The organism is Micromonospora sp. CA-248212 (genome assembly GCF_050948405.1).
In the GTDB taxonomy this organism is placed as follows: Bacteria; Actinomycetota; Actinomycetes; order Mycobacteriales; family Micromonosporaceae; genus Micromonospora.
Genome location: NZ_CP192023.1, coordinates 503099 through 518412, shown reverse-complemented (window position 1 = coordinate 518412; position 15314 = coordinate 503099). Strand labels below are relative to the sequence as shown.

Annotated in this window: 14 protein-coding genes; 8 read left to right on the top strand and 6 right to left on the bottom strand. The window is 71.0% G+C overall.

Features of this window, described 5'->3' with window-relative positions:
• The first annotated feature begins 121 nt into the window (after window positions 1-121).
• The 8 genes from ACQP03_RS02440 (at window position 122) to ACQP03_RS02405 (ending at window position 9616) form a co-directional block, all read left to right on the top strand.
• The gene (locus tag ACQP03_RS02440) at window positions 122-766 is read left to right on the top strand and encodes a class I SAM-dependent methyltransferase (protein ID WP_357123756.1); all 645 of its coding nucleotides are present in this window, start codon (window positions 122-124) and stop codon (window positions 764-766) included.
• Window positions 767-848: 82 nt separating this feature from the next.
• On the top strand, window positions 849-1706 hold the full coding sequence (locus ACQP03_RS02435) for a patatin-like phospholipase family protein (protein WP_357392644.1): 858 nt from the start codon (window positions 849-851) through the stop codon (window positions 1704-1706).
• A gap of 94 nt (window positions 1707-1800) precedes the next feature.
• The gene (locus ACQP03_RS02430; protein WP_355049238.1) at window positions 1801-2055 is read left to right on the top strand and encodes a hypothetical protein; all 255 of its coding nucleotides are present in this window, start codon (window positions 1801-1803) and stop codon (window positions 2053-2055) included.
• Window positions 2052-3380: a type VII secretion integral membrane protein EccD gene (gene eccD / locus ACQP03_RS02425; RefSeq protein WP_357392643.1), complete on the top strand. Its 1329-nt coding sequence runs from the start codon at window positions 2052-2054 to the stop codon at window positions 3378-3380. Before ACQP03_RS02430 ends, eccD begins: the two co-directional genes overlap by 4 nt.
• Before the next feature lie 13 nt (window positions 3381-3393).
• Window positions 3394-4332 carry a MinD/ParA family ATP-binding protein gene (locus ACQP03_RS02420; RefSeq protein ID WP_357123745.1) on the top strand — a complete coding sequence of 313 codons (939 nt, stop codon included), beginning with the start codon at window positions 3394-3396 and terminating at the stop codon, window positions 4330-4332.
• Between the two features lie 12 nt (window positions 4333-4344).
• Window positions 4345-8301, top strand: coding sequence for a type VII secretion protein EccCa (gene eccCa, locus ACQP03_RS02415; protein WP_357392642.1), 3957 nt, complete (start codon window positions 4345-4347; stop codon window positions 8299-8301).
• Complete coding sequence (locus tag ACQP03_RS02410) at window positions 8301-8660, top strand: hypothetical protein (protein ID WP_357392641.1); 360 nt, start codon at window positions 8301-8303, stop codon at window positions 8658-8660. The genes eccCa and ACQP03_RS02410 overlap by 1 nt, the downstream gene beginning before the upstream one ends.
• Window positions 8657-9616 (top strand): DUF6177 family protein, encoded by a 960-nt coding sequence (locus ACQP03_RS02405; RefSeq protein WP_433460084.1) that lies wholly within the window; start codon window positions 8657-8659, stop codon window positions 9614-9616. Before ACQP03_RS02410 ends, ACQP03_RS02405 begins: the two co-directional genes overlap by 4 nt.
• Before the next feature lie 25 nt (window positions 9617-9641).
• On the opposite strand, the gene ACQP03_RS02400 is transcribed toward ACQP03_RS02405, so the two are convergent.
• The 6 genes from ACQP03_RS02400 to ACQP03_RS02375 form a co-directional block, all read right to left on the bottom strand.
• Complete coding sequence (locus ACQP03_RS02400) at window positions 9642-10223, bottom strand: dihydrofolate reductase family protein (protein ID WP_433460081.1); 582 nt, start codon at window positions 10221-10223, stop codon at window positions 9642-9644.
• A gap of 64 nt (window positions 10224-10287) precedes the next feature.
• Entirely contained in the window at window positions 10288-11118 is an 831-nt protein-coding gene (locus tag ACQP03_RS02395) for an AraC family transcriptional regulator (protein ID WP_396831953.1), read from the bottom strand.
• A gap of 390 nt (window positions 11119-11508) precedes the next feature.
• Entirely contained in the window at window positions 11509-12204 is a 696-nt protein-coding gene (locus ACQP03_RS02390) for a hypothetical protein (RefSeq protein ID WP_357123723.1), read from the bottom strand.
• On the bottom strand, window positions 12201-14612 hold the full coding sequence (locus ACQP03_RS02385; protein ID WP_363661016.1) for a hypothetical protein: 2412 nt from the start codon (window positions 14610-14612) through the stop codon (window positions 12201-12203). The genes ACQP03_RS02390 and ACQP03_RS02385 overlap by 4 nt, the downstream gene beginning before the upstream one ends.
• A complete protein-coding gene (locus ACQP03_RS02380) occupies window positions 14609-14968 on the bottom strand; it encodes a DUF6507 family protein (RefSeq protein WP_355049251.1) in 360 nt (119 codons plus the stop codon). The genes ACQP03_RS02385 and ACQP03_RS02380 overlap by 4 nt, the downstream gene beginning before the upstream one ends.
• A 38-nt stretch (window positions 14969-15006) precedes the next feature.
• Window positions 15007-15309, bottom strand: a complete 303-nt coding sequence (locus ACQP03_RS02375) for a pore-forming ESAT-6 family protein (RefSeq protein ID WP_355049252.1) — start codon at window positions 15307-15309, stop codon at window positions 15007-15009.
• Window positions 15310-15314: the final 5 nt, after the last annotated feature.

The following is a 15314-nucleotide window of genomic DNA, read 5'->3' as shown; positions in this document are numbered from 1 at the left end:
AAGAAGAGGTCTGGCGGCGCGACTGTCGTTCATGGCGCTGACCGTACGCTCAGCAACCCCCGACAGAGGTGGAGCCCCCAGGGGGCCGGCACAGGTGACCGTCGGCCGATAATCTTCCATGATGGACGCGGACGACTGGCTGGCCGACACGCGCACCTCGTACGACACGGTAGCGGTCAGCTACGCCGACCTCGTCCGCGACTTTCTGGCCAGCGCACCCTACGAGCGGGCCGCGCTGGCGCTGTTCGCCGAACTCGTCCGCGCCGCGGGCGGCGGTCCGGTCGCGGACGTGGGGTGCGGCACCGGTCGCATCACCGCCCACCTGCACGAGCTGGGTCTCGACGTGTTCGGCATCGACCTGTCCCCCGGCATGCTGGCGGTGGCCCGCCGCGACAACCCCGACCTGCGGTTCGAGATGGGCTCGATGACCGACCTCGACCTGGCCGACGGCTCGGTGGCCGGTCTGCTCGCCTGGTACTCGCTCATCCACGTTCCGGACGAACGGCTCGGTCAGGTCCTCGCGCACTTTCGCCGGGTGGTTCGGCCGGGCGGCCCACTGCTGGTCGGCTTCCACGTGGGTGACGAGACGACGCTCAAGACCGAGGGGTACGGCGGCCACCCGATGCGGGTCCACGTGCACCGTCGCCGGCCGGCCCGGATGACGGCCTGGCTGCGCGACAACGGCTTCGCGGTCGAGGCGGAGATGACGGTCACCTCGCCGGAGAGCAAGCTCGGCGGGATCATCTTCGGCCGACGGAAGCCCTGAGCCAGCAGTTGTCGGCCCTCCAGGTCCCCTGCTAGCGTCAAACTGCGAACAGCGTTAGCGGTAACATGGCGGGAGGATGGCGATGACGGACGACACGCGGCCGGTCTGGGTGCTCGGTGGCGGTGGAGTCGCCGGCATCGCCTGGGAGGTGGGCGTCCTCGCCGGCCTCGCCGACGAGGGACTGACCGTGGGCCCGGACGCGGTGCTTCTCGGCACCAGCGCCGGCGCGGTGGTGGGCGCCCAGATCGCCAGCGGCACACCCCTGCCCGAGCTGTACGAGCGCCAGCGTCAGGGCGTACCCCACGAGACCGGGCCCGCGCTGGGCCTGCTCAGCCTCCTGCGGCTCGCCCGGGCACAGCTGTTCGCCCGCAGCCCCGAGCAGGCCGCCCGTCGCCTCGGCAAGCTCGCGCTCGCGGCACCCATCGACGACCCGTCGCGGCAGCGCCGGATCGCCGAGGCCCGCCTCCCCGACCACAACTGGAAGGACGCCGACCTGCGCGTCACCGCCGTCGACGTCGAGTCCGGCGTCCTGCGCCTCTTCACGCGGCACGACGGCGTACCCCTCGTGGACGCGGTCGCCGCGAGCTGCGCCATGCCGCAGTCCGCCGCTCCGGTCGCCATCGACGGTCACCGGTACATGGACGGCGGCATGCGATCCAGCCTCAACCTGGACCTCGCACCCGGGAACGGCCCGGTGATCGCCCTCGCGCCCAGCACCGCCGCCATCGGGCCGTGGGCCCGGATCGAGAAGCAGCGCGCCGCCCTGGGTAAGGGCCGCCCGGTCGAGCTGCTGCTGCGCGACACGGCCTCCAAGCGGGCGCAGGGCACGAGCGTGACGGACCGGTCCGTGGTACCCGGGCTCGTGGCCGCCGGACGGGACCAGGGCCGGCACGAGGCAGCCCGAGTGGCCGCCGCACTCGGAGCCACCGGCCCTTCATAGGTTGATCATCGTCGACGCGTTGGCGTGGCAGGCTCACCGGCAGCGCGTGATCGTCGCCCCCAATCGAATTAGCGGCCGTGGATAGAATCGAGCCGTGGCCCGGGAATTCGACACCCAGCTCATCGAATCGGTCGCGGTTCGCCGTGCCCGCATGCGGGAGCTGCTGCTGTGGGGCAGGCAGCGCCGCGTCCGCGCCACGGGTGACGGCTTCCGTTGGCTGCGGGCCGGTCTCGTGCTCGCGGCGGTGGCCTGCGCCGTGTGTGTGGGCTGGTCCTTCCTGCAGAACGTCGTCGCCGAGCAACAGCGGGCACGCAACCCGGCAGCGGTTCAGCCGACAGGCCAGCGATGACCGGTCCGCAGACCCTCGCGTCCGCCGGCCACCTCAGTCGGGTGACCCTGGCCGGGCCACACCGCCGCATCGACCTCGTGTTGCCCGCCGACGAACCACTCGGCCTGCTGCTGCCCGAGGTCGTCGCCCTCGTGGGCCACCCACCGACGGACGATTCGCGCGGCTACCAGATCAGCACCCTCGACGGTACGGTGCTCGATCCCGCCGGCAGTCTGCGGCAGGCCGCCGTTCCCGACGGCGCCCTGCTCCGGGTCGATCCCATCTCGGAGGCACCACCGGCGGCGATCGTCCACGACGTCTCCGACGAGGTCGGCGACGATCTCACGCGTCGACGCGGCCGGTGGGGTGACGTCCCTCGGACGTGGACCGCCACCACCGCCTGCCTGGTGGCCGCCACCACGGCCGCCCTGTTCTCCGGCCCACGACTCGGTCCCGCCCTGGTCAGCGTCGTCGGTGGCGCGGTCGCCCTGGCCGGCCTCCTCCTCGGAGTGGCGGGCCGACGGGCCGTCGGGGTGGCGGTGCTGCTGAGCGGCGCCGCGATCGTGACGACCACCGTGCCCGGTTGGACCGACACCGGCGCCGGACAGCTGGCGCTGTGGGCCGTGGTGATCGGCTGCACCGTCCTGACCGTGGGCGCGGCGACGGGCAACGGCCGCGCCGGCCTCCTCGGTGGCGGGACAGCACTCCTCCTGGTCGCGGGCTGGGGCACCCCGCTGCTGTTCGGCGTCTCCGACGAGCGGACCGCGGCGGTGATGGCGATCGCGTCGGTGGGCGTGCTGGGATTGCTACCCCGGTTCGCGCTGATCACCTCGGGCCTCACCCGCCTCGACGACCGACGCAGCAACGACGAGCCGGTGAACCGCGTATCCGTACAGGCCGCCGTCGACTCCGCGCACAGAGGACTGGCTGTCGCGGCGATCGCGGCGGCGACCTCGGCGACGCTCGCCGGGCTCGTCCTGGCGGCCACGCCGGGTCCGTGGCCACTGACGCTGGCAGTCCTCGTGGCCGCCGCCCTACTGCTGCGGATGCGCGCCTTCCCGCTGGCGGCCGAAGTGGTGGCGCTGGTGACCGGCACGCTGACCGTCGTGGGTGGCCTGCTGCTGAGCTGGATACACCAGCGACCCGACACGTGGTGGGCCACCGCCGTGGCGGCCCTCGGTGTCTGCGCGGTGTCCCTGGCGATCCTGGCGTACCGGCCGCCGCCACACATCCTGGCGCGGGGCCGGCAGATCGCTGACCGGCTCGAAGCCCTGACCGTGATGGCGCTGGTGCCCGTCGCCGTAGGGGTGTTCGGGCTCTACTCACGCCTACTCGACACCTTCTGAGAGAGGGGGTGGCATGAGCGCTCCTCCGGTGCCGCGAACCGCACCGCCGGCCGGTCCCTCGGTGGCCGAACCGAACAATCCGCCGATCGCACGCCGTCCCCCCTCCGGCGACTCCGCGCTACGGCGTACCTGGCGCAGCGCCAGCCAGATGTTCGCCAGCGGCCGGCAGAACCGGGAACTCACCGACCTGGCGGCCGAGGTGCAGTCGCCCGTACACACCGGCCGGCGCATCGCGGTGGCCTCCGTGCAGGGTGGCGCCGGGAAGTCCACGGTCGCCGCGCTGCTGGCGTCGGTGTTCGCGGCCCGTCGTGCCGATCCGGTCCTCGCCGCGGACGCCGACCCGTACGAGGGCTCACTGACCTGGCGGCTCGGCGTGCCGAGCGAGCCGTCGCTGCACCAGCTGGCACCCGGCCTGCTCGCGGCACGAGGTGGCGACCTACGCGAGCTGGCACCACTCCTACCCCGCACCGGGACGGGCCTCTGGGTGCTGCCGGGCGGCACCACCAACGCGAACCTGTGCACCGCGGTCACCCGCGCGCTGTCGCGCCTCTTCGCCGTCACCGTCACCGACTGCCCACCCGGCCTGGAGGCCCGTACCCCGGCGGGGGTGATGGCCGACGCGCACGCCGTGGTGCTCGTCGCGGCGGCCACACCCGACGGGGTACGGGGCACCTACCAGGCCCTCCGTCGGATCGTCGACGACGGGTACGGGGCGTGGCTGGACCGGGTCGTCGTCGTGCTGAGCGCGGGCAACCCGCACGGCCGCTCGACGCTGGACCAGCGCGCGGCACGGGAGCTGATCGGGCAGACCGGCGTACCGGTGGTGGCGCTGCCCTACGACCGTCACCTGGCCGCCGGCGCGCTCATCACGCCGTCACGGATCGGCGAGGCGACACTCGTGGAGGTGACCCGCGCGGCCGCGTTGGCCCTGACCCGCGCCCGGCAGACCTGACCGGAGGACCGCATGTCGACGCGCATGGTGCACCGCCCGGCCCGGATGGCCCGCCCGATGTCCACGATGGACCCGCTGGTGCTGGACCCGCCACCGCAACTGCCCGACGGCCGGTCCGCGATGGGGCTACAGGCGCTGCTGCCGATGGCCGGCGCGGGCGTGGCCATGAGCATGATGATGTTCCTGCGTGGCTCGGGGTTCGCGGCCCTCGGCGCGGTGGTGATGGTGGCGGCGCTGGGCGCCGCCGGAGCGATGTACCTCACCCAACTGGGCAAGGCCGGCCGACAGCGCCGCGCGCAGCGCGAGCGCTACCAGGACTATCTGGAGGAGCTGCGGGACCAGCTGCGCGAGAGCGAGCAGCGGATGCGTACGGAGGCCAGCCTCCTCGACCCGCCCGTGAACCGGCTGCTCGACGTGATCCGCAGCCCCGCCCGGCTCTGGGAGCGCCGACGCGCCGACATCGACTTCCTGCACGTACGACTGGGTGTGGGCGCGCTGCCGGTGCGACCCATCGAGCTGCGCGAGCAGAGCACGCCCACCAACCCGCTCGATCCGTTCATGCGTCACGAGGCGCGTTCACTGATCCGCCGCTTCGCGCTGACACCCGGGCTGCCCCTGCGGGCGAACCTCGACTGCGCCGGGGACGTCAGCGTGATAGCGCCGAACCACGCGGAGGCGGTGGCCGTCGCCAGGGCGATCCTCGTACAGGTCGCCACGTTCCACGCACCGGACGACGTGACACTCGCGATCATCACCACTCCGGAACGGGCCCGGGACTGGCGGTGGGCGCGGTGGCTGCCCCACCTGCTCGACCGGACCTCGATCGGCCCGTCCGGCCCGACCCCGCTGCTGGTCACGACGGCGCAGACGCTCGTGGAACTGCTCCGCGACGACCTGGAGGAGCGGGCCACCAGCGCGCTCAAGGCCTTCCGCCACGGTGGCGGGCGAGCCGAGGCGAAGGCCCGGCCGCGCCTGCTGGTCATCGACGACGCGCACGGTGAGCTGGCTCGCGTGCTGGCCAGCCCCGACCCGACGGTCGGACTGGACAGCCTCGGCGTCACCGTGGTCCACCTGCTCGCCGACCGGCTGCACGAGCCCGGCGACGTCTCCCGCCGGATCACCATCGACGGCGACTCGGTCACCCTGGAGGACCTCACCGCGTCCCCCGCCATGACCGTACGAGGCACCCTCGACGCGGCGCCGGGTCCGCTCGTGGAGGGACTGGCCCGCAGCGTCGCACCGCTGCGACTGTCCGCCGACTCCTACGACGACGGCACCGGCACCCCACCGGCCGACTTCCAGGATCTGTTGGGCCTGTCCGACCTCACCGACCTCGACCTGACCAGCCTCTGGCGGCCACGTGGAGAGCGAGACTTTCTCCGTGTCCCGATCGGGGTCGATCCCGCCGGGCGTCCGGTGCTGCTCGACCTCAAGGAGCCCGCGCAGCTCGGCATGGGGCCGCACGGGCTGTGCGTCGGGGCGACCGGCTCGGGCAAGAGCGAGCTGCTCCGTACGCTTGTGCTCGCCCTGGCGGCGAGTCATCCGCCGGAGCGGATGGCGATGGTCCTCGTGGACTACAAGGGCGGGGCCACCTTCGCGCCGTTCAGCGACCTACCGCACCTGGCCGGGCTGATCACCAACCTGGCGGCCGACGCGGCGCTGGTGGAGCGGATGTACACGAGCCTCGACGGCGAGGTGCAGCGCCGCCAACAGGTGCTCGCCGACGCCGGCAAGGTCACCGACATCACCGAGTACCAGATGCTCCGCGCCCAGGGTGAGCGCAGCGACCTACCCCCACTGCCCCACCTCCTCGTGCTCATCGACGAGTTCGGTGAACTGCTCGCCGCCAAGGCGGAGTTCATCGACCTGTTCCTGCGCATCGGTCGGATCGGGCGGTCCATCGGCGTGCACCTGCTGCTGTCCAGCCAGCGCGTCGAGCAGGGCAAGATGCGCGGCCTGGAGAACTATCTCGCCTACCGGATCGGCCTGCGTACGCTCACCGAGATCGAGTCGCGCACCGTCCTCGACACGGTCGACGCGTTCCACCTGCCGCCGCTGCCCGGGAACGGGTACCTGAAGGTCGACGTGTCGATCTACCAGCGGTTCAAGGCCGCCTACGTGTCCGGCCCGCTCGACGACGGTGCGGACGCCGAGCTCGCCCCGATCGTCGGACCGCTGGCGAAACCGATGCCGATGTTCGGCACCGCCCGCGCCGACGTCGACGAGAGCGCGCCGGCCGAGCCGACGGCCACCCGGCGCACCACCGGACCGACCCTGCTGTCCACGGTGGTACGGCAGATGGCGGCGAGCGGGCAGCGCGTCCCGGCGATCTGGCTGCCGCCCCTGCCGTCGCTGCTCACCCTCGACGAGATGGCCGGCGGGGTGAGCACCACACCCGATGGCGTACGCCTGGGGATGAGCCCGCCGTCCGGCGGTGGATTGCCGGTTCCGCTGGGCCGACTCGACGACCCGGCCCGCCAGTGGCAGGGCCCCTGGGTGCTGAACCTCGCGGGGAGCGGCGGCAACCTGCTCATCCTGGGCGGGCCCGGCAGCGGCAAGACAACGGCGCTGCGCACCCTCGCGCTCAGCCTGTCCACCACCCGCCGTCCCACCGACGTCGGGATCTACGGCATCGACCTGCTGGGAAACGGCCTGTCGGGGCTCGCCGAGCTGCCCCACGTCGGCGGCGTCGCGGGACGCGAGGACCGTGAGCGTGTTCGCCGTGTCGTCGACGAGGTGCACGCGATGCTCACCCGGCGGCAGCGCATCTTCACCCGCCACCAGTTCGACACGGTCGAGGACCTGCGGAACGCCGACGAAGCCGTACGCACCGAGGTCGGCTGCGTCGACGTGGTGTTGCTGATCGACGGGTACGGACAGCTCAACGCCGAGTTCGAAGGTCTCGAAGGCAAGGTGCACGGCCTGCTCGCCCGGGGCGGTCGCTACGGCATCCACGTGGTCGGCACGGCCCGGCGATGGAACGAGGTCCGCGCCGCCCAGCAGGTCGCCTTCGCCAACCGCGTCGAGCTGCGGCTCACCGAGCCCGCCGAATCCAGCATCGACGGCAGGCAGGCCCGAGCCGTACCACCGGACCAGCCTGGTCGGGCGCTGACCAGCGAGAAGTTGTTCGCCCAGGTGGCGCTTCCCCGCCTGGACGGGGTCGCCGACCCGGCGGTCGCCGGTCTGGTCGCGGCGGCCCGATCGGTACGGGCGGCCTGGACGGGCGCGCTGCCGCCGCCGGTGCGGGTCCTGCCCGCCGTGCTTCCCGTGGCCGACCTGGCCGGCGCGCCCTCCGGTCACGGGGTGGTTCCCTTCGGCCGCTACGAGCACGACTTCTCCACCGCCGCCCTCGACCTCTTCGGCCGCGACCAGCACCTCCTCGTGCTCGGGGACCCCCGGACGGGCAAGACGAACCTGCTGCGGCTGGTCGCCGAGGAGTTGATGGGGCAGTACGACTCCGAGGAACTCGTCTTCGCCGTGTTCGACCCGCGTCGTGCCCTCGCCGACGTGGTGCCCGACTCCTACTGCGGCGGGTACGCCCCGAACCCGGCGCTCGCCCAGCAACTCTCCAGGGCGGTCTCCGACGAGCTGGCGAAACGGCAGTCGCCGGAGGCGGCGCGTACCCGGATCGTGCTGCTCATCGACGACTACGACATCCTGGCCGCGTCGGCCACCCAGCCGCTCGGCGCGCTGGTGCCGCACGTGGCGGCCGGCCGCGACACCGGGCTGCACGTCGTGATGGCCCGCCGGGTGGCCGGTGCCTCACGCGGCCTGTTCGAGCCGTTCCCGCTGGCCGTACGGGAGGCCGGCTGCCTCAGCCTGCTGATGTCGGGCGACCGGACGGAGGGCCAACTGTTCTCCGGCGTGCGGCCCATGGTCCTGCCGACCGGCCGCGCGCAACTGATCCGCCCCGGCGACGGTCCCCGCATGGTGCAGACCGCGTTCACCGGTGAGACGAAGGAGCACTGATGACGTTCGACACGGTGGCGCTGTGCCGCGCCGAGCCCGATGCGGCCGCGATGCTCGGGGCCCTGCTCGCGGCCGGCTCCGAGCTGAAGATGGACACCGTCGAGGCGGTCGGGCTGGTGCAACTGTTCGATCCCCTCGACGGGCGGCTCCTGCTGAGCGTCGAGGCCGCGCGCCTCGTGCGCGTACCCGGGGAGGCGCGGCGGCTCCTCGGCCTCGCCCCCGCCGACGACGTACCCGAGCCGGTGTGGTGGGTGGAGAGCCGGGCGCCGGGCGCGGACCCGCAGGCCGCGGACGTCGCCCGTCGCTTCACCGCCGCGCTGGTCGAGATCACCGGAGGGCTGACATGGGAGAGCCGATGAACGGCGCGACCGACACGATCACCGACCGGGCCGTCGTCCTGCACCAGGACCGGGCGGTGGTCGGCCTGGCACCGTGGCTCGCGCAGGCGGCCGTCGACGCGGTACGCGACGGTCTGCTGCTCCAGGTCGTCACGCCGGTGGACGGCGTCATCACGTACCCGTTCGAGACGATGCTCGCCCAGGCGCAGGGCCAGTGGGTGGTGCGGGCGGGCGAGGAGTACCGGGACGGCCTCACCGGTCTGCCGCTGCGCTGGGACGGTCACCGCTTCGCCAGACCCGACGCCGCGCAGACCGCTGGAACACTGCCCACGAACACACCGTGGACGGGTGGCCTGGAGATCCAGATCGTCACCATGCACCCCGCCACCGAGGCCCTGCGGCTGGGCGCCAGCACCGAGGCCGCCGTCCGCGCCCTCACCGGCGCCGAGCCGACCGGTTGGGGCGTCGCGGAACCGGTCACCGAACCGTGGTCACGCCACGAACTCACCGCATTCTGTCGAACGCGCGCACCGGCACCCACCAGCCTGACCATCGTCGGCGGCGGCGACGGGACGACGACGCTCGGGGTCCTGACGGTCGAACGGGTCGACGTCGGCGTCCGCGAACAACTCCGGCTGGCCGGCCCGCCCCTGTCGGTCGTCGACGCGGCGACGCTCGAAGGACTCGCCGAGAAGTTGGCGGGTAGCGCCCGCAGCCTGATCGTGTCCGTGCATCCGGGCCGGTCCGGCGGGCTGCGGTCGAGCCGACCGAGCATGCCGGCGCTGCCGTGGGGCATCCTCGTCGGCCACCACGAAAACCCCGTCGAGTCCGAGCACGAGGTTGTCGTGGGTCGGCCCTTCGGGCGGGGTGCCCGACGGGCGTGGTGGTACCGACTGGACGGCGGTCCGGGCGCGCCGTACGAGACGCTCGGCGCGGTGCTGCGTCGCTACGGCCTGAACGGCGGTTCGGGCGGCTGACCCGCCGATCGCCTGACCACACCGGTCAGCGGCGCACCCGGTAGCGCAGGTGGAGCACCCGGTTGCCCTGAATCACCACGTCCGGATCCTCCAGCAGGTGCTGCGCGTCGACCGACCCGAAGTAACGTTTCCCGGAGCCGAGCACCACGGGTACGACGTCCATGCGTACCTCGTCGATCAGGCCTGCGGCAAGCACCTGGCCACCGACGTCGCCAGCGGCGACCTCGACCACGCGGTTACCCGCAAGCTCCCGCGCTCGGGCCACGGCCGCCTCGACGCCGCCGACGAAGTGGAACGGCGTCGCGGGGTCCCAGCTCTCGGGCGGCGGCCGGTGCGTCACGACGACCACGTGGTCGATCCCGCTCGGCGGCTTCCCGTCCCAGCCGTCCGTCAGATCGAAGACGTGGCGGCCGACGACCGTCACCCCGATCTGGTCCCAGTACGGCCGGGTGTAGTCGTAGGACGTCTGCGAGACCTTCACCATGCCGCTCTCGTCCAGCGGGACGTCACCGTTCGCCAGCCAGTCGAAGAGCGGTCCCGGCTGGTCGCTGTCGTCCGCGACGAAGCCGTCCACCGACACCGAGCCGTACATGACCACCTTGCCCACGGGCTCTCCTCTGCTCTGAGACGCCCCAAGGTAGCGTGCCGTGAGCTGCCGCTCTTGTAGAAAATCAATCGACCGGCAGCGGCCAACCGTCCAACACGTGGCCGGGGTGCTCGCGCAGAAACCGCCGCCGGACTTCGACGTACCGGGTCGGTGTGAGCCCGGTGAACGCTCGGAACTCGTGGCCGAAGTGGGCCTGGTCGAAGTAGCCCGCGCCGCTGGCGAGCTCGGCCCAGTCAACCGGCCCGGCAGGGTCGATCGTGAGCACGGTGGCGGCGAAGCGGTAGGTGCGGGCCAGCCGCTTCGGGGTAATGCCGACGTGATCCTTGAACCGCTGAACCAGGTGCGTGCTGCTGACGCCGGCCGAGACCCGCAGGTCGTCGATGGCCACTGCCCCGCTGGTCGCGGCGATGACGCTGCTCGTATGACGAACCAGCCCCAGGCCGCTGGTCTCGCGCAGCCGTCGCATGAGCTCGTCCTCGAGCAGCGTCAGCATCTGGTGCGGCCCGTCCGCCGTAGCCAGCCGGTCGCGCAGCTCGGCAATGGCGGGCCGGCCCCACACCTGTTCCAACGTCACCGGCCGGTCACACAGCTCGACCGCGGGCATCGGTAGGAACGGCGCCAGTCCCCACGGCTTGACGTGCACGCCGACGGACCGGGTCCGAAGTGGGTACCCGAACTCCACGACGCGGGTGGGAGTGGTGACGACACAGCCGTCTGCGTACTCGACCGTCTCGATGTCGGTACCGGCACGAATGCGAAACGGCGCCCCGAGGTTGACGATGAGCAGCGCCGCCGGCATCGGCGGCAACATCAGCCGGGCGTACGGCGACGAACCCTCCAGGTAATAGAGGTCGTCGATCAGCGCGTCCAGCGGCGGTCGCGGCGCCCTGGACACGTACTCCACCTCGACAGTATCGCCGACGCCCCGCCGACATATCGCGTCAACACGTCGGTTCAGGGCGAGGCAACCCTAGACGCCTGTGCGCACGTAGTCCTCGATCGTGATGTCGCCGTGCTCATCCCCGCCGAGCTCGCGATAGCCCGCGATCTCCTCGAAGTCCTCGTCGTCGCTGATTTAACGACAAGTCCGGCACCGGCGGTGTCGGCGAGAAACTTCCAGAGCGCCTGCGTGAGCTGGGGATCTTCGGAGGTCAAGTGGTTACCGATGGAGTATCCGATGACCGTCCCACTCGGCTCTCTCAGCCGCTTACCAAGCCCAATCATCAACTGGCGCGACGGACACACCAGGTAGCTTGAAACACTCACGCCCTTTCCCCCATGACAACTAGATCGGCTCGTGTTGGCGGTCGATGAACGCGCTCACACTCTCCGCCTCGGCGCGGGTCTTCTCGTGGAGGCCCGGATCGTTCGCCAGACGATCGAAGTAGCCCTTCTCCGCCGAGCCGTCGAGATCGAGAATCGCCGGAATGGTGACGATCGTCAGACGCCACTGCAGTCGAGGTGTGGCTTCCTTGAGGAGACTGACCACCCGGGCTCGTTCCGAATCGTCCAACTGGTCGGGCCCCACGTTGCGGAACCAGCGGACCAGGCTCTCTGTCGCTCCCTGCAGGATGAAGAAGGCCCATGATCGACCAATGCTGTCGATGACCTCGTCCGGTGGCGTCGTCCACGTGACGCCGAAGACGTCCTCCGAGTCCAGGTACGCGTCAGCCCAGGCGCGCACCTTCTCGGGCGTGACGTCGGCGAGAGTCGGCATCGACTGCTTCAGCCGGGTGTACAGAATGAACCAGTAGTCGTCGAAGAACGCCTTGGGAAGTCCCCAATCGGTGTCGTCGCCGTAACGGTCCCGGACGTCCACCAGATAGGCGAGGCACGTCTCCAACGCCCGCAGGGCTTCGGCCCGCTGTGGTGGGCTGGGCGGCAGCTCGCGCGTCGCCTTTCCACGCTCGACGGGATCCGCCAGTCGCCATGGGACTGGCACGGCGGCCAGCATTTCGGGGGTAACCCAGGGATCGGTCACAGGAAATCAACTCCGTAGGGCCTGAGGAAGTCACGTGCCGCTTCGAGATTCGGCAGGTGCTCGCCGAACCAGGCGCCCGGCTTGCGCATCGGATGCGCCGGGTCGGCTGCGGCCCGCTCCACCGCCTCCTGCAGCGCGGTCAACTGCTGCGGGGTCAAGGTACGCCCGCCGATGCTGATCGGTACGTTCTGATCGGCGAGCCGTTCAATCGCCATCTGTGGAGGATCGTTGCCAGCGCGGCTGAAAAGTCCCGTCCAGCCCTCATCGGTGCCGACCCGAACGCTCACCTCACGTCCCGGGGCACCGTTACGCCAGTCGAGCATGCGATCCAACTGAGCAGGATCGGATCGGAACTTGTTGGCCACGGTTTGTGCGGTGGCCTTGACCTCCGTCACGTGAACGTTGCCGTCGGCGGTCTGGTAGACGAGATCGCTTTCGGGGATGCGCCCGGTGTCGACGACCGTGCCGTTGCCCAGGTTGACCCGTTCACCGGCGACGACGTTCAGACCGATCTTGCTGCCGGGCGCCAGATCGCCGCTCTGCAGCACCTCGTTTGCGGCACGCAGCTCCGTCGCGGCCCCCTCGAAGGCAGACCGGTCCCCGCTGAGGTTGTTCAGCACGTCGCGGAAGATGTCTCCCTGTCGGTCGACGCCTCCCGCCAGCCGCCCGGAGTCCTGGAGGTCCATGAAGTCCCGCGCCGCCTGGTTGGCCATGCCGTCCGGCAGATCGGTACGGGAGAGCAGATCCTGGACTTGAGCCCGCGCTGCGGGATCGAGCCGGCCAGCCTGGTCGAGGAACCGCTGCTGCTCATCCGGCGTCAGATCCCGCCCACGATCGGCGTTTCCTCCGCCCGGCGGGTTCCCGTCGGGGGTGTTGCCGCCAGGCCCGTTGCCGTCCGGGAGGTTGCCGCCAGGCCCGTTGCCGTCCGGGAGGTTGCCGCCAGGCCCGTTACCGTCCGGGATGTTGCCGCCAGGCCCGTTACCGTCCGGGATGTTGCCGCCCGGAGTATTGCCCTCGGGGAGGTTCCCGCCCGGCGTATTGCCGTCAGGGATGTGCCCACCGGGGGCGTTGCCGTCCGGGATATGCCCACCGGGCGTCAGGTCACCGGGGACGTGACCGCCCGGCGTGTTCCCGCCAGGCAGATGGCCGCCCGGCCCGTTGCCGCCGTCCATGTGCATCGCGTCGCCACCGCGAACGTTGGGCATCTCGACGTCGAAGCCACGCCCGATCGGCACGTCGCCGGCGATCGCCGGAACCAACCCGAGCTGCGGGATCTTGATGTCGAACTTCCTGGCGATGTTGATCGCCACCTCGCCGACGGTGGGCAGCTTGTCGAGCCAGTTACCGGTACGGACCAACGCGGCGCCGATCCGCGCGGCGGTGGCGCTGCCTCGAATGGTGTTGACCGCCGCGCCCGCGCCGCGCAGCCCGGAGGCGGCACCCTTGGTACCCACGATCGCTGAGACGATATTGAAGGTGGCCATGCCGGCGGCCTTCGACTTGTCCTCGCCCCAGGTGTCGTACGCGATGATGGTCTTGCCCGCGTTGAGCAGGAGGTTGCCCGCCTCGCGCTGCTCCATGAACGGCATGCCGACCGTCTGGTCGATCACGATCGTCACCGGGTTGACGTAGATCGAGACCGCCCACACGAACTTGCCGAGCCCCAGCCACGACTGACCGGCGGTGCCCCAGCTCCACTCACCCGTGGTGGGATCCCGGCCGATCAGCCCGCCCAGGTCTTGAAGCATGGTGACGAAACTGATGCCGATGCCGACGAAGTACGCCCCCACGTCGCCGAAGAAGCCGCGGTCGTGCTCCTCGTTGCTACCCCAGGGCAGGGCGCCGTCCTCACCGGCGGCGGCGTTCAGCGTGTCGGCGGTGAAGCCGTACTCGCCGTTGTCGGCCTGACCGTCGGCGTTGTCGGCCCGATACTGGAGGCCGCCGTACAGCGCGTTGATGGTGTTGGCGCACTTGCGCTGCGCCTCGAAGAACGCGGCCACCTGCGTGTTCACGGCGGTGATCAGGCCGTTGTGCTTGTCGACCTTGCCCTGGTCCTCGCGCCAGTCCTCGTCGTCCTTGATCGAGCCGACGAACTCCTCGGCCTGGCCCTTCAGCGCGGCGAGTTGAGCCTTGATCTCCTTGACCTCGGTGGCGTACGTGGCCAGCGCGGCCCCGACCGCCTGGATGTCCTCGCCCACCGAGGCCGACACCGTACGCACCGGGCCGGTGGCGGCGAAGAGCTGCGCCGCCTCTGGCGCCGTGTACACCGCCGCCAGCCCCTGCCAGGTGCTGTCGACCGCCTGGCCGGTGTTGGCGAAGTCGACGCCAGCGGTCCGAACCGTCTGCGCGTGGGTGGCCAGCGCATCCATGTTGCCGGGGATCTGCGGAATCTCCCCCGGATTGATCATCGGGGCACCGCCCCACCGCCCGGCCCCGGCATCGTGGCCGACGGGTCGGGTGCCGCCGCGGCACTGCGCTGCGCGTTCGCGGCCATCTCCAGATCACCTTCGACGTAGGCGTTCGTCGCCTGCGCCGCTGCCTGCATGCACGCCCCCGTGCGAGTGAACACGAACTCGAGATCCGTCCGAATCGACTCCACGAAGCCCTGAAGCGCCTGGCCCACGATCTCCGAACTGGACTCAGTGGCGGATCCCTCCAACGCCGAGTTCAAGCTCGTCATCTGCCCCTCGAAGGGCATGGCCGCGGCATGTGTACGAGTCAGGACGTCGCGCACTCCACCGGGGGAGATATCCCACGCGCTCACGCTCGTGCTCCCTCGTCAACAACTCGTCGGATAACGACTCAACCGATCGACTGCACCGCAGAGCGGGCCCGGGACAGCGTCGTGTTCGCCGTCTCGTCGTTCTTCGTCATGGTGGTCTTGACCAGGTCGATGATCGTGCGGACCTCGCCCGCTGCCCGGTTCCACCGGTCCTCGACCGTCCGGTACTCCTCGGACACCCCATCGGCCTGGAAGTCGGCCATCGCGGCCGCGACGTCGGAGCTGCGCTGCGAGATCAGTGACTCGAGCCGCCCGATGATGCCGGCGAGGTCACCCTGCACCTGCTGCGACGTGCCGGTATCGAAACTGCGTCGGTCTGTCATGACTG

Excerpts from the sequence above, each read along its gene's own strand:
- ACQP03_RS02440 (WP_357123756.1), top strand. The coding sequence starts at position 122 with ATGGACGCGGACGACTGGCTGGCCGACACGCGCACCTCGTACGACACG.
- ACQP03_RS02435 (WP_357392644.1), top strand. The coding sequence starts at position 849 with ATGACGGACGACACGCGGCCGGTCTGGGTGCTCGGTGGCGGTGGAGTC.
- eccD (WP_357392643.1), top strand. The coding sequence starts at position 2,052 with ATGACCGGTCCGCAGACCCTCGCGTCCGCCGGCCACCTCAGTCGGGTG.
- ACQP03_RS02420 (WP_357123745.1), top strand. The coding sequence starts at position 3,394 with ATGAGCGCTCCTCCGGTGCCGCGAACCGCACCGCCGGCCGGTCCCTCG.
- eccCa (WP_357392642.1), top strand. The coding sequence starts at position 4,345 with ATGTCGACGCGCATGGTGCACCGCCCGGCCCGGATGGCCCGCCCGATG.
- ACQP03_RS02410 (WP_357392641.1), top strand. The coding sequence starts at position 8,301 with ATGACGTTCGACACGGTGGCGCTGTGCCGCGCCGAGCCCGATGCGGCC.
- ACQP03_RS02405 (WP_433460084.1), top strand. The coding sequence starts at position 8,657 with ATGAACGGCGCGACCGACACGATCACCGACCGGGCCGTCGTCCTGCAC.
- ACQP03_RS02385 (WP_363661016.1), bottom strand. The coding sequence starts at position 14,612 with ATGATCAATCCGGGGGAGATTCCGCAGATCCCCGGCAACATGGATGCG.
- ACQP03_RS02375 (WP_355049252.1), bottom strand. The coding sequence starts at position 15,309 with ATGACAGACCGACGCAGTTTCGATACCGGCACGTCGCAGCAGGTGCAG.